The organism is Pseudomonas sp. B20(2017), from assembly GCF_002113125.1.
GTDB lineage: Bacteria > Pseudomonadota > Gammaproteobacteria > Pseudomonadales > Pseudomonadaceae > Aquipseudomonas.
In genome coordinates this window covers 117,881-140,046 of sequence record NZ_NEJP01000016.1, presented here as the reverse complement: position 1 = coordinate 140,046, position 22,166 = coordinate 117,881, and the positions used below count along the sequence as shown (strand labels likewise).

Annotated in this window: 23 protein-coding genes; 13 read left to right on the top strand and 10 right to left on the bottom strand. The window is 61.3% G+C overall.

What is annotated here, in order from left to right:
* Window position 1: 1 nt before the first annotated feature.
* From ptsP to CAF63_RS22395, 6 genes are all read right to left on the bottom strand, one after another.
* Window positions 2-2,515 (bottom strand): phosphoenolpyruvate--protein phosphotransferase, encoded by a 2,514-nt coding sequence (ptsP, locus tag CAF63_RS22420; RefSeq protein WP_085688927.1) that lies wholly within the window; start codon window positions 2,513-2,515, stop codon window positions 2-4.
* Between the two features lie 35 nt (window positions 2,516-2,550).
* Window positions 2,551-3,573 carry an SIS domain-containing protein gene (locus CAF63_RS22415; protein WP_143492484.1) on the bottom strand — a complete coding sequence of 341 codons (1,023 nt, stop codon included), beginning with the start codon at window positions 3,571-3,573 and terminating at the stop codon, window positions 2,551-2,553.
* Complete coding sequence (gene nagA, locus CAF63_RS22410) at window positions 3,554-4,660, bottom strand: N-acetylglucosamine-6-phosphate deacetylase (RefSeq protein WP_085688921.1); 1,107 nt, start codon at window positions 4,658-4,660, stop codon at window positions 3,554-3,556. Before nagA ends, CAF63_RS22415 begins: the two co-directional genes overlap by 20 nt.
* Before the next feature lie 30 nt (window positions 4,661-4,690).
* The gene (locus CAF63_RS22405) at window positions 4,691-5,422 is read right to left on the bottom strand and encodes a GntR family transcriptional regulator (RefSeq protein WP_085688919.1); all 732 of its coding nucleotides are present in this window, start codon (window positions 5,420-5,422) and stop codon (window positions 4,691-4,693) included.
* A 332-nt stretch (window positions 5,423-5,754) separates the two neighbouring features.
* A complete protein-coding gene (locus CAF63_RS22400; protein ID WP_085688916.1) occupies window positions 5,755-6,270 on the bottom strand; it encodes a murein L,D-transpeptidase family protein in 516 nt (171 codons plus the stop codon).
* Between the two features lie 102 nt (window positions 6,271-6,372).
* Window positions 6,373-6,924, bottom strand: a complete 552-nt coding sequence (locus CAF63_RS22395; RefSeq protein WP_085688913.1) for an NUDIX hydrolase — start codon at window positions 6,922-6,924, stop codon at window positions 6,373-6,375.
* A gap of 147 nt (window positions 6,925-7,071) precedes the next feature.
* Here CAF63_RS22395 and CAF63_RS22390 point away from each other — a divergent pair, with 147 nt between their 5' ends.
* The 5 genes from CAF63_RS22390 to purT all read left to right on the top strand — a co-directional run bounded on the left by CAF63_RS22390 (window position 7,072) and on the right by purT (window position 10,269).
* Window positions 7,072-7,671, top strand: a complete 600-nt coding sequence (locus CAF63_RS22390) for a CoA pyrophosphatase (protein WP_085608172.1) — start codon at window positions 7,072-7,074, stop codon at window positions 7,669-7,671.
* A 47-nt stretch (window positions 7,672-7,718) separates the two neighbouring features.
* Window positions 7,719-8,243, top strand: coding sequence for a gamma carbonic anhydrase family protein (locus CAF63_RS22385; protein ID WP_007954617.1), 525 nt, complete (start codon window positions 7,719-7,721; stop codon window positions 8,241-8,243).
* Window positions 8,240-8,455 carry a DUF1289 domain-containing protein gene (locus CAF63_RS22380; RefSeq protein ID WP_007954618.1) on the top strand — a complete coding sequence of 72 codons (216 nt, stop codon included), beginning with the start codon at window positions 8,240-8,242 and terminating at the stop codon, window positions 8,453-8,455. Before CAF63_RS22385 ends, CAF63_RS22380 begins: the two co-directional genes overlap by 4 nt.
* Window positions 8,456-8,519: 64 nt before the next feature.
* Window positions 8,520-8,987 (top strand): preQ0 transporter, encoded by a 468-nt coding sequence (locus tag CAF63_RS22375; protein ID WP_007954619.1) that lies wholly within the window; start codon window positions 8,520-8,522, stop codon window positions 8,985-8,987.
* 100 nt (window positions 8,988-9,087) lie between these two features.
* Window positions 9,088-10,269: a formate-dependent phosphoribosylglycinamide formyltransferase gene (gene purT / locus CAF63_RS22370; protein WP_085688911.1), complete on the top strand. Its 1,182-nt coding sequence runs from the start codon at window positions 9,088-9,090 to the stop codon at window positions 10,267-10,269.
* Window positions 10,270-10,387: 118 nt separating this feature from the next.
* Here the strand turns inward: purT and CAF63_RS22365 are convergent, their stop codons facing one another.
* The 3 genes from CAF63_RS22365 to CAF63_RS22350 form a co-directional block, all read right to left on the bottom strand.
* On the bottom strand, window positions 10,388-11,704 hold the full coding sequence (locus CAF63_RS22365; protein WP_085688908.1) for an MFS transporter: 1,317 nt from the start codon (window positions 11,702-11,704) through the stop codon (window positions 10,388-10,390).
* Window positions 11,705-11,939: 235 nt separating this feature from the next.
* Window positions 11,940-13,181, bottom strand: a complete 1,242-nt coding sequence (locus CAF63_RS22355; RefSeq protein WP_085688902.1) for a transporter associated domain-containing protein — start codon at window positions 13,179-13,181, stop codon at window positions 11,940-11,942.
* Between the two features lie 12 nt (window positions 13,182-13,193).
* A complete protein-coding gene (locus tag CAF63_RS22350; RefSeq protein WP_085688899.1) occupies window positions 13,194-14,006 on the bottom strand; it encodes an inner membrane protein YpjD in 813 nt (270 codons plus the stop codon).
* Window positions 14,007-14,216: 210 nt separating this feature from the next.
* Here CAF63_RS22350 and ffh point away from each other — a divergent pair, with 210 nt between their 5' ends.
* The 6 genes from ffh (at window position 14,217) to CAF63_RS22320 (ending at window position 18,291) form a co-directional block, all read left to right on the top strand.
* A complete protein-coding gene (gene ffh / locus CAF63_RS22345; RefSeq protein ID WP_007954627.1) occupies window positions 14,217-15,593 on the top strand; it encodes a signal recognition particle protein in 1,377 nt (458 codons plus the stop codon).
* A 249-nt stretch (window positions 15,594-15,842) separates the two neighbouring features.
* Window positions 15,843-16,094: a 30S ribosomal protein S16 gene (gene rpsP, locus CAF63_RS22340; RefSeq protein WP_003185073.1), complete on the top strand. Its 252-nt coding sequence runs from the start codon at window positions 15,843-15,845 to the stop codon at window positions 16,092-16,094.
* A gap of 5 nt (window positions 16,095-16,099) precedes the next feature.
* Window positions 16,100-16,636 (top strand): ribosome maturation factor RimM, encoded by a 537-nt coding sequence (gene rimM / locus CAF63_RS22335; protein WP_085688896.1) that lies wholly within the window; start codon window positions 16,100-16,102, stop codon window positions 16,634-16,636.
* Between the two features lie 2 nt (window positions 16,637-16,638).
* Window positions 16,639-17,391, top strand: a complete 753-nt coding sequence (trmD, locus tag CAF63_RS22330; RefSeq protein WP_085688893.1) for a tRNA (guanosine(37)-N1)-methyltransferase TrmD — start codon at window positions 16,639-16,641, stop codon at window positions 17,389-17,391.
* Between the two features lie 45 nt (window positions 17,392-17,436).
* Complete coding sequence (gene rplS, locus CAF63_RS22325; RefSeq protein ID WP_003175895.1) at window positions 17,437-17,787, top strand: 50S ribosomal protein L19; 351 nt, start codon at window positions 17,437-17,439, stop codon at window positions 17,785-17,787.
* 90 nt (window positions 17,788-17,877) lie between these two features.
* Window positions 17,878-18,291 (top strand): acyl-CoA thioesterase, encoded by a 414-nt coding sequence (locus CAF63_RS22320; protein WP_085688890.1) that lies wholly within the window; start codon window positions 17,878-17,880, stop codon window positions 18,289-18,291.
* Between the two features lie 117 nt (window positions 18,292-18,408).
* On the opposite strand, the gene CAF63_RS22315 is transcribed toward CAF63_RS22320, so the two are convergent.
* Window positions 18,409-20,217: a sodium:proton antiporter gene (locus CAF63_RS22315; RefSeq protein ID WP_085688887.1), complete on the bottom strand. Its 1,809-nt coding sequence runs from the start codon at window positions 20,215-20,217 to the stop codon at window positions 18,409-18,411.
* A 106-nt stretch (window positions 20,218-20,323) separates the two neighbouring features.
* Between CAF63_RS22315 and xerD the strand changes: the two genes are divergently transcribed.
* Complete coding sequence (gene xerD, locus CAF63_RS22310) at window positions 20,324-21,220, top strand: site-specific tyrosine recombinase XerD (protein WP_085609146.1); 897 nt, start codon at window positions 20,324-20,326, stop codon at window positions 21,218-21,220.
* Between the two features lie 143 nt (window positions 21,221-21,363).
* The gene (dsbC, locus tag CAF63_RS22305; protein ID WP_007954633.1) at window positions 21,364-22,095 is read left to right on the top strand and encodes a bifunctional protein-disulfide isomerase/oxidoreductase DsbC; all 732 of its coding nucleotides are present in this window, start codon (window positions 21,364-21,366) and stop codon (window positions 22,093-22,095) included.
* Window positions 22,096-22,166 lie beyond the last annotated feature (71 nt).

The following is a 22,166-nucleotide window of genomic DNA, read 5'->3' as shown; positions in this document are numbered from 1 at the left end:
GTTAGCGCAGAGGCCAATGTTGATGACAGGCGTGACGCACTGCGGCGGCGCTGCTCAGCTTGAGCAAGTCCCGGGCGAGGCGTTGGCATTCGGCTTCGTGCAGCTGGCGCACGCGGTCCTTGATTTCGCCGATCTGTACCGGGCTCACCGACAGTTCGGTCACACCCAGGCCGATCAACACCGGCGTCGCCAGCGGATCGGAAGCCAGGGCGCCGCACACGCCGACCCAGCGTTTATGCACCGCCGCGCCTTCGCAGGTCATGGCGATCAGGCGCAGCAGCGCCGGGTGCAAGGCATCGACCCGAGCGGCGAGGCCCGCGTGGTCGCGGTCCATGGCCAGGGTGTATTGCGACAGGTCGTTGGTGCCGATGGACAGGAAGTCCGCGTGCTCGGCCAGTTGCTCGGCCTGCAAGGCGGCGGCCGGGACTTCGATCATCACGCCGATTTCCGGACGTTGATTGATGCCCAGTTCCAGGCACAGCGCATCGACCCGCTGGCGGATGTGCAGCAGTTCGTCGACCTCGGTGACCATCGGTAACAGGATCCGGCAGCGCTGCAACGGGCTGACTTGCAGTAACGCACGCAGTTGCTGATCGAGGATTTCCGGGCGGGCTTGGGCCAGGCGAATGCCACGTAGGCCGAGTACCGGGTTGGCCTCCACGGGTAGCGGCAGGTAGTCGAGTTGCTTGTCGCCACCGACGTCGATGGTGCGGATGATCACCGACTTGTCGCCCATGGCATCGATCACCGCTTGATAGGCGGTGCGTTGCTCTTCGACGTCCGGCGCAGTGTGGCGATCGACGAACAGGAACTCGGTGCGCAACAGGCCGACGCCGTCGGCGCCGTTGGCAAGCGCATCCGCCGCTTCATGGCTGGACGCAACGTTGGCGACTACTTCGATGGATACGCCGTTGCGGGTTTCCGCCGGAAGATGGGCTTGGGCCTGCTGGGCATCGCGCCGTTGTTGGCGGTCGATCTGCGCTTGGCGGACTTCGGCCAGACGCTCGGCATTCGGCGTCAGTTCGAGGCGACCGCCGTCGGCGTCGAGGACCACAGATTGGCCTTGCGCTTGATCAAGCAGCGCCGAGCCCAGTGCGACCATGCACGGCAGGCCTTTGCCCCGGGCCAGAATTGCCACGTGGGAAGTCGCGCCCCCTTCGGCCATGCACAAACCGGCGACGCCCTGTGCGCTCAGTTGCAGCAGGTCCGACGGTGTCAGTTCGTGGGCGGCGACGATGGCGCCGGCCGGCACGTCGTAATGCCAGGCTTCACCGAGCAGGGCACGCAGCACCCGTTGCTTGAGATCGCGCAGATCGTTGGCGCGTTCGGCCAGCAGCGCGCTGCCGGTGTTTTGCAGCACCTCGCATTGCGCGTCGATGGACTGGCTCCAGGCGTGAGTCGCCGCCGTGCCGGTTTCAATCGATTGCTGGGCGGCGTCGAGCAGGGCCGGGTCTTCCAGCAAGGCCAGATGCGCGGCGAAGATGGCTTCTTCGTCGGCATTGCGCTGTTTTTTCGCCTGGGCGAGGGTGCCGTCGATTTCGCTGCGAACCTGATTCAGCGCGGTGTCGAGGATCTGCAATTGTTGCTCGGGCTGATGATTGCCGCTGTCCGCCGGCAGGCTGATCGCGTTCAGGCGAAACAGCGGCCCGCCGACCAGGCCCGGTGCGGCGCAAACACCGTGCAACACGCCAGCCTCGGCCGGGCGATTGCGTGGGGTGGCGGCTACCGGTGCAGCGGCGTGATGATCTTCGGGCAGGGCGGTGGCCAACGCGGTGAGCAAGGCTTGCAACGCAGCCTGTGCGTCCGGCCCCTGGCAACTGACCTGCACTTCGTCCTGCTCGCCAATCGCCAGGCCCATCAAACCGATGAGGCTGTTGCACGGCGCCGATTTGCCGGCGAAATGCAGTTGCGACTGGCTCTTGAACCCTTGCGCGGTCTGACGGATCAACGCCGCGGGGCGCGCATGCAGGCCGCCGCGATGGGCGACCTGCACGTGGCCGTGAACTTCCGGGCCGCCGAGTTCTTCTGTGTTCGCCGCTGCGCTGTGACGAGCGACGATGTGCAGCAGCGGCTCGCCCACCTTCACCGTTTTCAGGGTGATGGGGCGCGCCTGGAAATCCTGGCTGTTGGTCAGGATCAGCAGGCTGACCAGGCTTTTGCACTGGCGGCCGACCTTGTCCAGGTCATAGCGCAGCAGCGGCTGGCCATTGCTGACCCGCGCGCCTTCCTTGACCAGCATCGAGAACCCTTCGCCCTGCAACTCCACTGTGTCCAGGCCGAGGTGCAGCAACAGCTCGGCGCCGTTGTCGGCGCGCACGGTCAGTGCATGGCCGGTGCGGGCGACGTGGATCACCACGCCGGCGCAGGGCGAATACAGGGTGTCGTTCAGCGGATCGATGGCAATGCCGTCGCCCATCGCGCCGCTGGCGAACACCGCGTCCGGGACTTTGGCGAGCGTGAGCACCGGGCCGCTGAGCGGGGCGCTTAAAGTCAGCTCTTTATTGTTGTTGTGCATGGCTCGGTCTCATCAGGAAAACGTTCGGTTCGGACTCAGTGCGTACGGGTGACTTTGCTCAGGTGTCGCGGCTGATCCGGGTCCATGCCACGGGCCACGGCCAGACCGGCCGCCATCACGTAGAAACTCTGGATCGCCAGGATCGGATCGAGGGCCGGATGCTCGGCACGGCTGAGGGTCAGGTCGCGTTCGCTGACGTCATCCGGCGCGGCCAGCAGCACGCGGGCGCCGCGCTGACGCATCTCGGCCGCCAGGCTCAGCAGACCGGCCTGTTCGGCACCGCGCGGGGCGAACACCAGCAATGGGTAATGTTCGTCGATCAGGGCCATCGGGCCGTGGCGGACTTCGGCGCTGCTGAAGGCTTCGGCCTGGATCGCCGAGGTTTCCTTGAATTTCAGTGCGGCTTCCTGGGCAATGGCGAAACCCGCGCCACGGCCGATCACCATCAACCGCTCGCAATCGCGCAGGGCGTCGATGGCCAGGCTCCAGTCCTGTTGCGCAGCTTCGCGCAGGCCTTCGGGCAGGGCGTTGTGCGCTTCCAGCAATTCGCTGTCTTCTTTCCAGTGGGCGATCAGACGGGCGCTGGCGCTGAGGGTGGCGATGAAACTCTTGGTTGCGGCGACGCTGCTTTCAGTGCCGGCCAGCAGCGGCAGGCTGAATTCGCACGCGGCTTCCAGCGGCGAATCGGCGGCGTTGACCATCGACACGCTCAGGGCGCCGCGCTTGCGCAGCAGACGCAGACTGTTGACCAGATCCGGGCTCTGGCCCGATTGGGAGAACGCGAACGCGACCTGACCGCTGACCTTCAACGGCGCTTGCTGCATGGTCACCACTGACATCGGCAGCGACGCCACCGGAATCCCCAGTTGCTGCATGGTCAGGTAAGCGAAGTAGCTCGCCGCATGGTCGGAGCTGCCACGGGCGACGGTCATCGCCACTTGCGGCGGCTGACGGCGAAGGCGCCCGGCGATCTCGATCATTTGCGGGTCGAGCTGTTGCAGTTGGGCTTGCACGGCCTCGAAAGAGGACAGCGCCTCCTCAAGCATTTTTGAAGTCAATGTCTTCTCCTTCGACCATGACGGCGGTCAGTGTGAGTGAGCGATCCAGCCGCACGCAGTCGGCCCAGGCGCCTGGTGCAAGGCGCCCGCGTTCGGTGATGCCGAGGTAGTCGGCGGGGAATTGCGAAAGACGTTGCGAGGCTTCGGCGATCGGCAGACCGATCTTCACCAGATTGCGCAGGGCCTGATCCATGGTCAGGGTGCTGCCGGCCAGGGTGCCGTCGGGCAGGCGAACGCCGCCCAGGCATTTGGTGACGGTGTGGCTGCCGAGCTTGTACTCGCCATCGGGCATGCCGGCGGCGGCGGTGGAATCGGTGACGCAGTAAAGGCACGGAATCGAGCGCAGGGCCACGCGGATCGCGCCCGGGTGAACGTGCAGCAAGTCCGGAATCAGCTCGGCGAATTTGGCGTGGGCCAGCGCCGCGCCGACGATGCCCGGCTCGCGGTGATGCAGCGGGCTCATGGCGTTGTACAAGTGGGTGAAACTGGTGGCGCCGGCTTCGAGGGCGGCGACGCCTTCCTCGTAACTGCCGAGGGTGTGGCCGATCTGCATGCGGATGCCACGGCTGCTGAGTTCGCGAATCAAACCGTCATGGCCGGCGATTTCCGGGGCGATGGTGATCACCCGGATCGGCGCCAGCGCCAGATAGTCTTCGACTTCGGCCATCAACGCGGTGTGGGCGAAGTTCGGCTGGGCGCCGAGCTTGCCGGGATTGATGTACGGACCTTCGAGGTGAACGCCGAGCACCCGGGCGGCGCCTTTCGGACGCTGTTCGCAGAACTCGCCGACCTCCTTGAGCACGCTGGCAATCTCGGCACTCGGCGCGGTCATGGTGGTGGCCAGCAGCGAAGTGGTGCCAAAGCGCACGTGAGTCTTGGTGATGGTCTCGAACGCGCTGGCGCCTTCCATGATGTCCTTGCCGCCACCGCCGTGGACGTGCAGGTCGATGAAACCCGGCAGCAGATACGGCAGGTCATTGGTCGCCGGATCGCAAGGCACGCCGTCGATCGACACGACTCTGCCGTGTTCGTGGATCAGCCGGCCGCGGATCCAGCCGTCAGCGGTAAGGATGTTGTCTTCAGACATTTCGCTTCTCTCGTTTGGCCTGGCTGCTGATCAGCGGCGAAGCTCTGCAACAAAGTCGTAGTAGTCGTTGCGGCAATAGGTGTCGGTGACTTCGATCGGCGTGTTGTCTTCCAGGTAGCCGACCCGGGTCATCAGCAGCATCGCGGTGCCGGGGGCGATGCCGACGAGAGCGGCGAACTCGTCCGAGGCGTTGATTGCCTGGATGTGCTGCAAGGCACGCACGATCGGTTTGCCGATGCTGTCGAGGTGTTCGTAGAGGGAATCGCCCACCACCTGAGGCTTGGGCATGATCGAGGCGGGCAGAGTGCTCATCTCGATGGCCATCACCGTGTCGTCGGCTTTGCGCAGGCGTTTCATGCGCGCGACCTTGTCGTTCGGTGACAGGCCCAGGCGGATCAATTCTTCGTGGGTGGGCAGGGTGACCTCACGCTCGAGCCATTGCGAACTGGGCACGAAGCCCTTGAGGCGCAGCATCTCGCTGAAACCCGACAGGCGCGACAGCGGTTGTTCAAGACGTGGGGTGATGAAGGTGCCGGAACCTTGCAGGCGGCGGATCAAACCTTGATCGAGCAGGACTTCCAGTGCCTTGCGCGCGGTGACCCGGGAAATCCCCAGCATCTCGCTGAGATTGCGCTCCGACGGCATCGCCTGTTCGGCTTTCCACTGGCCGGCATGGATCGCCGCTTCCAGGTTGCGCGCCAGTTGCAGGTACAGCGGCGTCGGCTGGGAGTCGTCAGGGCGTAGGGCGTGGAGGTCGTTCATGTAAGGCATTTCCGGCGCTGATATAGGATTGTTGTCGCTCGGTATTTCGGCAAAAACTAATACCACTTGCATACCATGTCAACGCGTCGGAAAGGCCTGTAGTCCTTTGGATTCGGGTGTTTCAGGGTGGGTGGTTTGAAGTGGTATTAGAGGTGAGGCCTGGAAAGCAAAAGATCGCAGTCTGCGGTAGTTCTGGCGGGTGAAAGTGGTATCACCGTTCGGACGTTGCCGCAGGCTGCGATCTTTTTGATTTATTTTTTTGCGAGCGACCAATGGTCGGGAGAAAGGGCCGCTTTGCGGCCCCTCGGGAGCGTGCTCCCTGGGTGACAGAATCAGGGGCGGATTTCGATCATCGTGCCATCCGGCACCAGGTTCCAGACTTCGCGCATGTCGACGTTGCGCATGGCAATGCAGCCGTCGGTCCAGTCCAGGGTGTGGAACAGTTGTTCGGGATTGTCCTCGGAGTCCGGCGTGCCGTGGATCATGATCATTCCGCCAGGCTCGACGCCTTCGCGGCGGGCGCGGGCGGAGTCGCTGATGTTCGGGTAGGAGATGTGCATCGACAGGTTGAATTTGTCGCTGGTCTTGCGCCAGTCGATCCAATAGAAACCTTCCGGTGTGCGTTTGTCGCCTTCAATCAGCTTCGGGCCTTTTTTCGCGCCCTTGCCCAGGGAAATGCGATAGCTCTTGAGTGGCTTGCCGTCGGCGATCAACTGCAGTTGATGAGCCGATTTGAGCACCAGTACTTTTTCGATGAGCGGGGAGTTCGAAGGCGTCACGGTGGTCACGAATGACGCTTGGGAGACGGTGACGAACGACAGGCAGAACAGGGCAAGCAACCAGCGCATTGAAACGATTCCCCAGAAATGAAGCAGCTACTTTATTTATAGATAGTGTGCAGGCGCTGTCGCGGGCTGCGTTAGCCGGTTATCGGCCGGCCGCCGTCGAAATCAAGTGATGACCGGTTGAGTGAGCGGCGGGATCGATTCGGAGCGAACCGGATAGACCTCGACGCGCCGGTCAGCGAAGAAGCATTCCAGAGTACGGCCCACTGTGCGGAAAGCCAGCTCGTCCCAGGGAATGTCCGCTTCTTCGAACAGTTGCACTTCCAGGCTTTCGGGGCCGGCGGCGAAGTCCAGATCCGCCAGCTCGGCGCGGAAAAACACGTGCACCTGACTGATATGCGGCACGTCGATCAGGGTGTAAATGCTCAGGTTGCGCACCCGGGCGCAGGCTTCCTCGGCGGTTTCGCGAATAGCGGCCTGCTCGATGGTCTCGCCGTTCTCCATGAAGCCGGCGGGCAGCGTCCAGTAACCGAGGCGTGGCTCGATGGCGCGGCGACACAGCAGGACTTTGCTGCCCCAGGTCGGTACACAACCGGCCACGATATTGGGGTTCTGATAGTGAATCGTCTGACAGCTGTCACAGACGAATCGCAGCCGCGAGTCGCCTTCGGGAATGCGCTGGGTGACCGGGTTGCCGCACTGGCTGCAAAATTTCATGCTGGGGTTCCTGAATGCTGCGCCTATCTTGGCGTGCAGCGGTGTCAGTCGGCAAGTTGTCGTTTCGCGACATGACGCCTGTTCGGGGCTTGGGCGGTCGCAATGATTGGTGCATGATGCAGGGTAAGGCACCGATCGAGAACACTTATGCTGGACGAGCTACTGCACCGGGTAAGCAATCACACGCCGCGCACGCTGGAGACCGACACGCGTTTCCCCGAGGCCGCTGTCCTGGTGCCGATTACTCGCAGTGACGAACCCGAACTTGTCCTCACCCTGCGCGCCAGCGGGCTCTCGACCCACGGCGGCGAAGTCGCCTTTCCTGGCGGGCGACGGGATCCCGAAGACCCGGACCTGATCTTCACCGCCCTGCGTGAAGCCGAAGAGGAAATCGGCCTGCCGCCGGGACTGGTCGAAGTGATTGGTCCGCTCAGTCCGCTGATCTCCCTGCATGGCATCAAGGTCACGCCGTATGTCGGGGTGATTCCCGATTTTGTCGAATACCAGGCCAATGATGCCGAGATTGCTGCGGTGTTCAGTGTGCCGCTGGAGTTCTTCCGCAAGGATCCGCGCGAACACACCCACCGCATCGACTATCAGGGTCGCAGTTGGTACGTGCCGAGCTATCGTTACGGCGAATACAAGATCTGGGGGTTGACGGCGATCATGATCGTCGAGTTGATCAACCTGCTCTATGACGCCAAAATCAGCCTGCATCAGCCGCCCAAAAGCTTTATCAATACCTGAAGCCATCGCTCGAATGGCCAGCCATCGTGAGCTCTGAGGAAAACAAGATGAAATACCGCCTGGGCGACGCCCGTGTCGAAACCCATCCGCAGAGCTGGGTCGCCCCCAACGCCGTGCTCGTGGGCAAGGTCAAACTGGAAGAGGGCGCCAACGTCTGGTTCAACGCTGTGCTGCGCGGCGATAACGAACTGATCCTGATCGGCAAGAACAGCAACGTGCAGGACGGCACGGTGATGCACACCGACATGGGCTATCCACTGACCATCGGCACCGGCGTGACCATCGGCCACAACGCCATGCTCCACGGCTGCACGGTCGGCGACTACAGCCTGATCGGCATCAACGCCGTCATCCTCAACGGCGCGAAGATCGGCAAGAACTGCATCATCGGCGCCAACTCGCTGATCGGTGAAGGCAAGGAAATCCCGGACGGTTCGCTGGTGATGGGCTCGCCGGGCAAGGTGGTGCGCGAACTGACCGAGCCGCAGAAGAAGATGCTCGAAGCCAGTGCCGCGCACTATGTGCACAACTCCCAGCGCTATGCGCGCGATTTGGTCGAGCAGGAAGAATGACAACCCCGGAAAGACCCGTCGCCTCGCCGTGCGTGAGCATTTGCGCGCTGGACGAAGACGACATTTGCACCGGTTGCCAACGCACGGTAGAGGAAATCACCCGCTGGAGCCGCATGACGAATGACGAACGCCGGGTTGTACTCGGGCTCTGTCATGAACGGGCGAAGGCCAGCGGCCTGGTCTGGATGATCGGCAAAACGCCAGGGCAATAACCGATTTGATTGGCGCCATCGAAGGGCTGAAGTAACCTGTGCGCCAAATTGACAGGTCACGCCCATGATTTTCCTCATCGCTTACATCAGCAGCGTCGTGCTGATCAACTTCGCCTTCTCCACTGCGCCGCACCTGGACATCATCTGGTCGGCCTGGGGCGGACTGGTGTTCGTGTTGCGCGACATGGTGCAGATCCGTTTCGGCCACGGCGCGATTGTGGCGATGCTGGCGGCGCTGGTGCTGTCCTATGTCACGTCCGATCCGTCGATTGCGTTGGCCAGCGCCACGGCATTCGCGGTTTCCGAGTGCATAGACTGGCTGGTGTTTACCATCACCAAGCGTCCGCTGCGTGACCGGTTGTGGATCAGCTCGGCGCTGAGCATTCCCCTCGATACCTTCATCTTCTTCGGCATGATCGACCTGCTGACACCGCCGGTGCTTATCACCGCGCTGGCCTCGAAGTTCGCCGGTGTGACTGCGGTCTGGCTGATCATGGCCTGGCGTGAACGCAAACAGGCTGTCGCCGGCTGAAGCCAAACCCTCAGGTTCATGTAAAATGCCGCGCTTTCTCCCCATGGAAAGCGCGTATGGCGTTGCTTTCCTCGATGATCCGCTTCTTTGAGGACCTGAGATGACCCGTATCGGAACTCCATTGTCGCCGACCGCGACCCGCGTATTGCTGTGTGGCTGTGGTGAGTTGGGCAAGGAAGTGGTGATCGAGCTGCAACGCCTGGGCGTTGAAGTGATCGCCGTCGACCGTTACGCCAATGCGCCGGCCATGCAGGTTGCCCATCGCAGCCACGTGATCAACATGCTCGACGGCGCCGCCCTGCGTGCAGTGATCGAAGCCGAGAAACCGCACTTCATCGTGCCGGAAATCGAAGCCATCGCCACCGCCACTCTGGTCGAACTGGAAGCCGAAGGCTTCACCGTGATCCCGACCGCTCGCGCCGCGCAACTGACCATGAACCGCGAAGGCATTCGTCGTCTGGCCGCCGAAGAGCTGGACCTGCCGACTTCGCCGTACCACTTCGCCGACACCTTCGAGGATTACAGCAAAGCCGTTGAGGACCTGGGTTTCCCGTGCGTCGTCAAACCGGTGATGAGTTCGTCGGGCAAGGGCCAGAGCCTGCTGCGCAGCGCCGATGACGTGCAGAAAGCCTGGGATTACGCCCAAGAGGGCGGTCGCGCCGGCAAAGGTCGCGTGATCATCGAAGGCTTCATCGATTTCGACTACGAAATCACTCTGCTGACCGTGCGTCACGTGGGTGGCACGACTTTCTGTGCACCGGTCGGCCACCGTCAGGAGAAGGGTGACTACCAGGAATCCTGGCAGCCACAGGCCATGAGCCCAATCGCACTGGCTGAATCCGAGCGCGTTGCCAAAGCTGTGACCGAGGCGTTGGGCGGTCGTGGTCTGTTCGGTGTCGAGTTGTTCATCAAGGGCGATCAGGTGTGGTTCAGCGAAGTGTCGCCGCGTCCGCACGATACCGGTCTGGTGACCCTGATTTCCCAGGACCTGTCGCAATTCGCCCTGCACGCCCGGGCGATCCTCGGCCTGCCGGTGCCACTGATCCGTCAGTTCGGCCCATCGGCCTCGGCGGTGATTCTGGTGGAAGGCCAGTCGACCCAGACCGCATTCTCCAACCTCGGCGCTGCGCTGAGCGAACCGGATACCGCGCTGCGTCTGTTCGGCAAACCTGAAGTCAATGGTCAGCGCCGCATGGGTGTTGCGCTGGCCCGTGACGAGTCGATTGAGGCCGCTCGCGCCAAAGCGACCCGTGCTTCCCAGGCTGTTGTTGTAGAGCTGTAAACCGAGTCACATCCATCGCGAGCAAGCTCGCTCCCACAAGTTCGGCGGCACTCACAAATTATGTGTGTGGCACGGACAATGTGGGAGCGAGCTTGTTCGCGAAGCTTTTGATCTAAGATCAGGCAACCTGATTCAAATCGTTATTGCGCGTTTCCTTCAGGCACAGCACAGCGATCAAGCTGAGCACCGCTGCCGCCGATACATACCCGCCGACGTAACTCAAACCACCCATCGCCACCAGTTTCTGCGCGAAGAACGGCGCCGCCGAGGCTCCGACAATGCCGCCAAGGTTGTAGGCTGCCGATGCGCCGGTATACCGCACGTGCGTCGGAAACAGTTCCGGTAGCAATGCTCCCATCGGGGCGAATGTCACGCCCATCAGAAACAGCTCGATGCACAGGAACAGGGCCACGCCCCAGGTCGAGCCCTGAGTCAGCAGCGGCTCCATCAGAAACCCGGAAAGAATCGCCAGCACGCCCCCGACGATCAGTACCGGCTTGCGCCCGTAGCGATCACTGGCCCACGCCGACAAAGGCGTGGCGGCTGCCATGAACAGTACTGCGAAGCACAGCAGCCCGAGGAAGGTTTCGCGACTGTAACCCAATGTTGATACGCCATAGCTCAGGGAAAATACGGTCGAGATGTAAAACAGGGCGTAACACACCACCATGGCGGCGGCGCCCAGCAGCGTCGGCGCCCAGTACTGGCTGAACAGCTCGACCAGCGGCACTTTCACTCGCTCCTGGCGGGCGATGGCATTGGCGAACACCGGGGTTTCGTGGAGCTTGAGGCGCACGTACAGCCCGACCATCACCAGCACTGCGCTGAGCAGGAACGGAATACGCCAGCCCCAGCTGCGGAACTGATCGTCGCTCAGGCTCATGGCCAAGGTCAGGAACAGACCGTTGGCGGCCAGAAAACCAATCGAAGGGCCTAGTTGCGGGAACATGCCGAACCACGCCCGTTTGCCTTTCGGGGCGTTTTCGGTGGCCAGCAGTGCCGCGCCACCCCATTCGCCACCCAATCCCAAACCCTGGCCGAAGCGCAGCACGCAAAGCAGGATCGGTGCCCAGGCCCCGATGCTGTCGTAACCCGGCAACACGCCGATCAGCGTGGTGCAGACACCCATCAGCAACAGCGAAGCCACCAAAGTCGATTTGCGCCCGATCCGGTCGCCGAAGTGGCCGAACAGTGCCGAGCCCAACGGTCGGGCGAGGAAAGCGATGCCGAAGGTCAGGAATGCAGAGAGCATCTGCGCCGTGCCGGAGGTCTGCGGGAAAAACACCGGCCCGATCACCAGCGCAGCGGCGGTGGCGTAGACGTAGAAATCATAGAACTCGATGGCCGTGCCGATGAAACTCGCCGTCGCCACGCGGGTGGCGGAGTTGGTCGGTTGGGCAGGCGTGGTGTCGCTGTAAGCGGTACTGGTCGTCATGCGGTGATCCCTGACAGTCATGAGCTCCGTTGGAGCGAATTATTATGGTCGAACACCCAGGGATGTGGGATGAGGCGCGATCGCTGCTTCAGGTAGGAACAGTCGTCGGTGTGATGCGGATATTGCCGATGAACCGGCCGGAATTTGTCGGGTGCGGGGTAAGCACGCGGTTCGGCGGGGCTTGGGTAAGCACCGCGATTATAGGAAGGTGGCTAACGATTGAACAAGGGGCTGTCTAGCGGGCCGTGGCCAGCGCCGGGGCGGAAGTGGTGTGCCAGATCAGGACTTTGCTCACCCGGTTCTCCTCGGTTTCGAGAATCTCCAGGCGATAGCGGCCGATCTTCAGGCAGACCGCGCTTTCCGGGATGGTTTCCAGCGCCTCGGTCACCAGGCCATTGAGGGTCCGGGGGCCGTCGCTGGGCAGGTGCCAGCCCAGGCATTTGTTCAGCTCGCGGATCGACGCCGCGCCATCGATCACCATGCGGCCATCGGCTTGCGGGTGGATGTGGGGGTTGTCGAGGCTGTGCTCGCTTTCGAATTCGCCGACGATTTCTTCGAGAATGTCTTCCAGGGTGACGATGCCGAGCACTTCGCCGTACTCGTCCACCACCATGCCCAGACGCCGCTGCTGCTTGTGGAAGTTCAGCAGTTGCAGTTGCAGCGGGGTGCTTTCAGGGACGAAATACGGCTCGTAACTGGCCGCCAGCAAGGCTTCGCGCGTCAGACTGCCATTGTCCAGCAGGTGACGGATCTGCCGGGTGTTGAGCACCGCCTCGACCTGATTGATATCGCTGTGGAAGACCGGCAGGCGAGTGCGCCGGTTCTTGCGTAATTGTTCGATGATTTCTTCGATCGGATCGTCGAGGTTGATGCCGTCGACATCGCTGCGCGGCACCAGAATGTCATTGACCGTGATGTTGTCCAGCGCATGGATGCCTGAAACCGGGTGCGGACGCACCGGATGATCCGGATCGTCATGACGCTCCGCCGGTACATCGTCTTCGCTCTGTTGCACCACCTGGGTCTTGCGGATGAACGGGCGCACCAGCAAACCACTGATGCGGCTGAGCAACCAGGCAAGCGGGTAAACAACCTTCAGCGGGACCGCCAGCAGCGTATTGCCGAACGACAGCACCGCATCCGGATAACGCTGGGCGAGGGCGCGGGGAAAGTAGTCGGCAAAAACCAGCAGCAAGGCGCCGGCACCAAGGCAAGCCGCCCAAGGGCCATTTTCTTCACAGAGAAAGATTGCCAGCAGCGTGGCCAGAATGACGGCGAGGGCGCGGCACAGGGTGTTGCACAGGATCAGACTGTCGAGCGGGAAGCTGAGTTTTGCCAGTGGTTTGTCACTGGCGCGCGAAGCGGTGCGTTGCGCCAACAGATGCTGTTGCGCCACTTCGATGGCGGTAAACAGTCCCGACCAAAGAATCAGCAGGACAAATACCGCGAGCATCGGCCCTATGGGCAAACCGTCCATTTATGCCGCCCGTCAGATGTGCAGGATGTATTCACGAACCAGTTTGCTGCCGAAATACGCGAGCATCAGCAGGCAGAAACCGGCGAGGGTCCAGCGGATTGCCTTGTGCCCGCGCCAGCCGAGGCGGTTACGGCCCCACAGCAGGACGCTGAACACGACCCAGGCCAGGCAGGCCAGCAGGGTTTTGTGAACCAGATGCTGGGCAAACAGGTTCTCGACGAACAGCCAGCCGGAGATCAGCGACAGCGACAGCAAAGTCCAGCCTGCCCAGAGGAAACCGAACAGCAGGCTTTCCATGGTTTGCAGTGGCGGGAAGTTCTTGATCAGCCCGGACGGGTGCTTGTGCTTGAGCTGGTGATCCTGCACCAACAGCAACAAGGCTTGAAAAACAGCGATGGTGAACATGCCGTAGGCGAGGATCGACAACAGAATGTGCGCGAGGATGCCCGGCTCTTCGTCGATGATCTGCACCGTGCCTGCCGGCGCGAACTGCGCCAGCAACACCGTGATCGCACCCAACGGGAACAGCAGCACCAGCAGGTTTTCCACCGGAATCCGCGAGCAGGCCAGCAGGGTCAGGGCGATGACAGCGGCGGCGATCAGGCTCGATGCGCTGAAGAAATCCAGGCCCAGACCGATCGGCGTCAATAAATGCGTAAGCAGGCTGGCGCTGTGGGCCAGCACGGCGAGGACGCCGAGCGAGACCAGCAGGCGCTTGTTGGCCTTGGCGCCAGTGGCCAGGCGGGTGCCCTGATAGAGAGTCGCAGCGGCATAGAGAAAGGCGGCGGCGAGGGTGGTCAGCAAACTCGGTGACAAGGGGAGCATAAGTCCTGTTAGGCAAGCCCGAAAGGCGCTGAGTTTGGCATAGAACCGCTATTGCACGAAAGACCACGTGACCCGACGGCGAGGTGTCCGCCGGACGCAGTCTTCGCTATAATCCGCGACCTGCCCACGCCGCAGGCTCGCCGAGCACATGTTGAATCCGGTCTGGGCCGCCATTATCCCGGTCTACACAGGGCCTGAAAGGATCGCGCAATGTTTGAAAACTTAACCGACCGTCTCTCGCAGACGCTGCGCCATGTCACCGGCAAGGCGAAGCTGACCGAGGACAACATCAAAGACACCCTGCGCGAAGTGCGCATGGCGTTGCTCGAAGCCGACGTCGCCCTGCCGGTGGTCAAGGACTTCGTCAATTCGGTCAAGGAGCGCGCTGTCGGCACCGAGGTGTCGCGCAGCCTGACGCCGGGCCAGGCGTTCGTGAAGATCGTCCAGGCCGAACTCGAAAGCCTGATGGGCGCGGCCAACGAAGACTTGAACCTGAGCGCCGTGCCGCCCGCTGTCATTTTGATGGCCGGTCTGCAGGGCGCGGGTAAAACCACCACTGCCGGCAAGCTGGCGCGCTTCCTTAAAGAGCGCAAGAAGAAGTCGGTCATGGTCGTGTCGGCGGACATCTACCGTCCTGCTGCTATTAAACAGCTGGAAACCCTGGCCAATGACATCGGCGTGACGTTCTTCCCGTCCGACCTGAGCCAGAAACCGGTCGACATCGCCAACGCGGCTATTAAAGAAGCAAAACTGAAATTCATCGACGTGGTCATCGTCGACACCGCCGGTCGTCTGCACATCGATGAAGAGATGATGGGCGAGATCAAGGCGCTCCACGCTGCGATCAACCCGGTCGAAACCCTGTTCGTGGTCGACGCCATGACCGGCCAGGACGCGGCCAACACCGCCAAGGCCTTCGGTGATGCACTGCCGTTGACCGGCGTGATTCTGACCAAGGTCGACGGTGATGCCCGTGGCGGTGCCGCGCTGTCCGTTCGCGCGATCACCGGCAAGCCGATCAAGTTCATCGGTATGGGCGAGAAGAGCGAAGCGCTCGATCCGTTCCACCCTGAGCGGATCGCTTCGCGGATCCTCGGCATGGGCGACGTGCTCAGCCTGATCGAACAGGCTGAAGCGACCCTCGACAAGGACAAGGCCGACAAACTGGCCAAGAAGCTGAAGAAGGGCAAGGGCTTCGACCTCGAAGACTTCCGCGATCAGTTGCAACAGATGAAAAACATGGGCGGCCTTGGCGGCCTTATGGACAAACTGCCGAATATCGGCGGCGTCAATCTCTCGCAAATGGGCAACGCCCAGAACGCCGCAGAGAAGCAGTTCAAACAGATGGAAGCCATCATCAACTCCATGACCCCGGCCGAGCGCCGCGACCCTGAGCTGATCAGCGGTTCGCGCAAGCGCCGGATCGCCATGGGTTCCGGCACTCAGGTGCAGGACATCGGTCGCTTGATCAAGCAGCACAAGCAGATGCAGAAGATGATGAAGAAATTCTCCGCCAAGGGCGGAATGGCGAAAATGATGCGCGGCATGGGCGGTATGTTGCCCGGCGGCGGCATGCCAAAGATGTAAAGCCTTCGCCGGTCGTCGCACCGGCGCAGACCCTGCAAGGACGCAGGATCAACAGCAAACCCGCACTCGGCGGGAGCTGACCGGCCGTTTTGAACGACGGCCCCATATGCAAATCTGCACGGCATGCCATAGGCGCCGGAAAAAGTCATTTGCAAAAGTCCGGATATTCCTTAGAATATGCGGCCTTTCGGGCACCCATGCCCGCTGTGCATTTAGATTTGCAGCACCGACTACAGGAACGATGTTCACATGCTAACAATCCGTCTTGCCCTTGGCGGCTCCAAAAAGCGCCCGTTTTACCACCTGACCGTAACCGACTCGCGTAACCCGCGTGACGGCTCCCACAAAGAACAGGTTGGTTTCTTCAACCCTGTTGCCCGTGGTCAGGAAATCCGTCTGTCCGTGAACCAAGAGCGCGTAGCCTACTGGCTGAGCGTTGGTGCACAGCCTTCTGAGCGTGTTGCTCAGTTGCTGAAGGAATCGGCTAAGGCTGCGGCCTGAGCAATATGAACGCGACGCCTGCTGTTGCCGATGATTTGATCGTTATTGGCAAAATTTATTCTGTTCACGGCGTTCGCGGCGAAGTGAAGGTTTATTCCTTTACTGATCCGACTGAAAACCTGTTGCAGTACAAAACCTGGACGCTCAAGCGCGAAGGTAATGTCAAACAGGTCGAGCTGGTCAGTGGACGCGGGAGCGACAAGTTCCTGGTCGCAAAGCTCAAAGGTCTTGATGATCGTGAAGAAGCTCGTCTTCTGGCCGGTTACGAGATCTGCGTGCCGCGCAATCTGTTCGCTGAATTGACCGAAGGCGAGTACTACTGGTACCAGCTGGAAGGTCTGAAGGTCATCGACACTCTTGGGCAATTGCTCGGGAAAATCGATCATCTTCTGGAAACCGGCGCCAATGATGTAATGGTAGTCAAGCCTTGCGCTGGCAGCCTGGATGATCGCGAACGCCTGTTGCCCTATACGGAGCAATGCGTGTTGGCAGTCGACCTCGCAGCGGGCGAGATGAAGGTGGATTGGGACGCGGACTTCTAAGCGTGGCTAACTTGCGCGTAGAAGTGATCAGTTTGTTTCCCGAGATGTTTTCCGCCATCGGCGACTACGGCATCACCAGTCGAGCGGTCAAACAGGGGCTCTTGCAGCTGACCTGTTGGAATCCGCGGGATTACACGACGGATCGGCATCACACTGTGGACGATCGCCCGTTTGGCGGTGGTCCGGGCATGGTGATGAAGATCAAGCCCCTGGAAGATGCTCTGGTTCAGGCCAAGGCAGCAGCCGGGGAGGCGGCGAAGGTGATTTACCTGTCCCCCCAAGGCCGTCAACTGACTCAGTCGGCGGTACGCGAACTGGCGAAATCGGATGCATTGATCCTGATTGCCGGTCGCTATGAAGGCATTGACGAGCGTTTTATTGATGCTCATGTCGATGAAGAGTGGTCGATTGGTGACTATGTGTTGTCTGGCGGCGAGCTGCCGGCCATGGTCATGATCGATGCGGTTACACGACTGCTGCCCGGAGCTTTAGGGCATGCGGATTCCGCTGAGGAAGATTCCTTTACGGATGGTCTGCTGGATTGCCCGCACTACACCCGACCTGAGGTGTATGCGGATCAGCGTGTTCCCGACGTGTTGCTGAGTGGCAATCACGCGCATATCCGGCGTTGGCGTTTACAGCAGTCCCTTGGTAGGACCTATGAACGACGCGCCGATCTTCTGGAAAGCCGCTCGCTTTCTGGAGAAGAGAAGAAGCTGCTCGAGGAATACATCCGCGAGCGGGACGATAGTTAACAACGTATCGATGGTAGATCAGACGATTTACCTTAGGAGCACAGCATGACCAACAAAATCATCCTTGCACTCGAAGCAGAGCAGATGACCAAAGAAATCCCTACCTTTGCCCCGGGCGACACCATCGTCGTTCAGGTGAAAGTGAAGGAAGGCGATCGTTCCCGTCTACAAGCGTTCGAAGGCGTTGTAATCGCCAAGCGTAACCGCGGCGTGAACAGTGCGTTCACCGTTCGTAAAATCTCCAACGGTGTTGGCGTAGAACGTACTTTCCAGACCTACTCCCCGCAGATCGACAGCATGGCTGTCAAACGTCGCGGTGACGTACGTAAAGCTAAGCTGTACTACCTGCGCGACCTGTCGGGTAAAGCAGCTCGCATCAAGGAAAAACTGGCTTAAGTCCAGCTTCCGATGCAGAAAAAAGCAGCCTACGGGCTGCTTTTTTGTTGCCCGCAATTTATCCACAGCATTCCGTTCCAGGCCTGACCCATGACCCCTCGCGAGCAAGAAATCGAACGCCGCACCGAACTCTCGGTGACCCGCGTGACCAAGGCGGTTTTCCCGCCGACCACCAATCACCACAACACCCTGTTCGGCGGCACTGCGCTGGCCTGGATGGACGAAGTGTCGTTCATCACTGCTACGCGGTTTTGCCGTTTGCCTTTGGTGACCGTGTCCACCGACCGCATCGATTTCAATCATGCGATCCCGGCGGGTTCCATCGTCGAACTGGTCGGGCGGGTGATCAAGGTCGGCAACACCAGTCTCAAGGTCGAGGTGGAAGTCTTCGTCGAAAGCATGAGCTGCGACGGCCGTGAGAAAGCCATTCACGGGCAGTTCAGCTTTGTTGCGATTGATGATGACAAGCGTCCGGTGCCGGTGCTGCCGGGTTTTGAGGCCTGATCCGGCACCGAGGCGCGGCATTCGCGGGCAAGCCCGCTCCCACAGGTTTTGTGTTGTTCGCTGATATTGAGTTCGACAGGGACACTGTGGGAGCGGGCTTGCCCGCGATCCGGTCTGTCAGGCGCTGACATCCTCCGGCTGAATCAGCGCCAGCAACGTCCACCCCGGCCCCGGCTTCAGCACGGTTTCCGGCGACACCACATGCACCCAGCCGCTGTCATCGCGCATGAACAGCAGTGTCGCGCGGTTGCCATGTAATGCACGGTAATCGTCCCAGCCAAATCCGTCAGTCAGCGTCGTGCTGTACAGATCCGCGCCCTGACCCAATTGGCTGGCGAGCCTGGCGTAAGTCAGCGCCTCGCTCCCCAGTTGATTGCCGCGATGTTCAAGGCTGGCGCGGTGCTTGTCGCTGCGGCGGCTCTCCTGCCCACTGGCGAGCCCGAACAGGCGTTGATGGCCAAAGTCATGACGAAAGCGCATGGCTGCCAGGGTATTGAGTTCGCCGGACGGTGACAGCGCCAGCAAATGCCCCAGTCCGACCAGATCCAGATGCGCGTCGGCATGCTGCGAGGCCGGATTGCCGAAGTAGGTCGGCAAACCCTCCATGCGCGCCGCGCGGATGTTTTCCCAGCTCGAATCAGTCAGCAGCACCCGGCTGCCTAACTGCTGCAGCGACTTGCCGAGCAGGCGCGCAGGCCCGTTCGCCCCGACGATAAGGAAGCCGCTGGGCGCAGGCTCCGCAACCTTCAACAGGCGCGCCAATGGCCGGGCAGTCGCACTTTGCAGCACGACTGTGCCGATAATCACGGCGAAAGTCAGCGGCACCAGCAACAGCGCGCCTTCATGACCCGCTTCATCCAGGCGAATCGCAAAGATCGCCGAAACCGCCGCCGCGACGATCCCGCGTGGAGCAATCCAGCTCAACAGTGCACGCTCACGCCAACTCAGACTCGAACCAGCGGTACTCAACGCCACGTTCAACGGCCGGGCGATCAGTTGAATCACCAGCAACAGAATTAGCACCAGCGGCCCGAGACCGATCAACGCGTTCAGGTCCAGTCGCGCCGCCAGCAAAATGAACAACCCGGAAATCAGCAGCACGCTGAGGTTTTCCTTGAAGTGCAGGATGTGCCGCACATCCACGCCCTTCATGTTTGCCAGCCACATGCCCATCAGCGTCACCGCCAGCAGCCCGGACTCGTGCATGGTCTGGTTGGCAGCGATGAATATCCCCAGCACCGCGGCGAGCGATGCCAGATTGTGCAAATACTCCGGCAGCCATTGGCGCCGGATGATCGTGCCGAGCAGCCAGCCACCGGCAATGCCGAACACGCTGCCGCAGACAATCACCCCGCCAAACGTCAACAGGCTCTGTTCCAGGCCATGGCCTTCGGCCCGGGCGATGATGAAGCTGTAGACCACCACCGCGAGCAGTGCGCCGATCGGGTCGATCACGATCCCTTCCCAGCGCAGGATGTTGGCGATTGAAGCCTTCGGCCGCACCACGCGCAGCATCGGCACGATCACGGTCGGCCCGGTGACCAGGGTCAAGCTGCCGAACAGGATCGCCAGCAGCCAGTCAAAGCCCAGCAGCCAGTGGGTCGCGACCGCAATCACTACCCAGGTCGAGAGCGCTCCGATTGTGACCAGGCGATGCACGACGCTGCCGACCTCCCGCCATTCCGACAGATGCAGGGTCAGGCTGCCTTCAAACAGAATCAGCGCCACGGCCAGCGACACCAATGGCATCAGCAGCGGACCGAACATTTCCTGCGGGTCGAGCCAGCCCAGTACCGGACCCGCCAGAATCCCGGTCAGCAGCAGAAACAGAATCGCCGGCAGCTTCAGGCGCCAGGCGAGCCATTGGCAGCCCAGTGCGGCGGCACCGATACCACCGAAAGCCAACAGAATTTGCTGCTCGTTCATTGAAGCTCCCTGTTCCTTGAAATAGCGGGCTATGAAAGACTAGCGGCCATTTCAACCGTTCACTCTTTATTTGCGCGCAGGCCAAGCCTGCGTGACTTGAGCGCCCATGCCTGCCATCGACCACCCACTGATCGACCAGTTTCTCGACGCCCTCTGGCTGGAAAAAGGTCTCTCCGACAACACCCGCGACGCCTATCGCAGCGATCTCGCGCTGTTCAACGGCTGGTTGCAGGACAAAGGTCTCGAACTGATCAATGCCGGTCGCGAACTGATCCTCGATCACCTGGCCTGGCGTCTGGAACAGAACTACAAACCTCGTTCCACTGCGCGATTTCTCTCCGGGGTACGTGGCTTTTATCGCTACCTGCTGCGGGAAAAACTGATTTCGGTCGATCCGACCTTGCGCGTCGATATGCCGCAACTCGGTCGGCCATTGCCCAAATCCCTGTCGGAAGCCGATGTTGAAGCGCTGCTGAAGGCACCGGATCTGAGTGAAGCCATCGGCCAGCGCGACCGCGCCATGCTCGAAGTCTTGTATGCCTGTGGTCTGCGTGTCACAGAGCTGATCAGCCTGACTCTGGAGCAGGTCAACCTGCGTCAGGGCGTGCTGCGGGTGATGGGCAAGGGCAGTAAAGAGCGCCTTGTACCGATGGGCGAGGAGGCGATCGTCTGGGTCGAGCGCTACCTGCGCGACGGTCGTGGCGAATTGTTGGGCGGGCGCCCCAGCGATGTGCTGTTCCCCAGTCAGCGCGGCGAACAGATGACCCGCCAGACCTTCTGGCACCGCATCAAGCATCAGGCCAAGGTCGCCGGGATCGGCAAGTCGTTGTCGCCGCACACCTTGCGTCACGCGTTTGCCACACACCTGCTCAACCATGGCGCCGACTTGCGGGTGGTGCAGATGCTGTTGGGCCACAGCGACCTGTCGACCACGCAGATCTACACCCACGTCGCCCGGGCACGTTTGCAGGATCTGCATGCCAAACATCACCCGCGCGGCTGAGCGCCATTTGTCTTGCGACAGGCGCATTCGGCCACGGGAGCCTTATGTGGTAGGCTTTGCCGGTTTGCACGATGGGCGGTTATGACCCGGTGTTCCGGCACGGGCGTTCTGATCGTTCCATTTGTCCGCCTTCAGGAGTTCTCATGCGTCTGACCCAGATTTTCGCCGCCGCAGCCATTGCGTTGGTCAGCACCTTTGCCGTCGCCGATGACGCGGCCGACAAAGCGATTCGCCAAAGCCTGGAAAACCTCCAGCTCGACGTGCCGGTGGACACCATCACCGCCAGCCCGCTGCCGGGCCTGTACGAAGTCAAGCTCAAGGGCAGCCGCGTGCTCTACGCCAGCGCCGACGGCCAGTACATCGTTCAGGGCTACATGTTCCAGCTCAAGGACGGCAAACCGGTCAACCTGACCGAGAAGACCGAGCGCCTGGGCATTTCCAAACTGATCAATGCAATCCCGGTGGCCGAGACCGTGGTTTACCCGGCTGTGGGCGAAACCAAGTCGCACATCACCGTTTTCACCGACACCACGTGCCCGTACTGCCACAAGCTGCACGCCGAAGTGCCTGAGCTGAACAAGCGCGGCATCGAAGTGCGTTACGTGGCGTTCCCGCGTCAGGGCCTGGGATCGCCGGGTGACGAACAGCTGCAAGCCGTGTGGTGCTCGAAGGACAAGAAAGCCGCCATGGACAAAATGGTCGATGGCAAGGAAATCAAGGCCGCCAAGTGCGAGAACCCGGTTTCCAAACAGTTCGCCCTCGGTCAGTCGATTGGCGTGAACGGCACGCCGGCCATCGTTTTGGCTGACGGACAAGTCATTCCGGGCTACCAGCCTGCGCCACAAGTCGCCAAACTGGCGCTGGGCGCGAAGTAATTCGCATCGTCACGCTCAGGCGTTGACGAGCGTGGTCCGGCGGCTGGATAGCCGGGCCATCAATAGAGAGC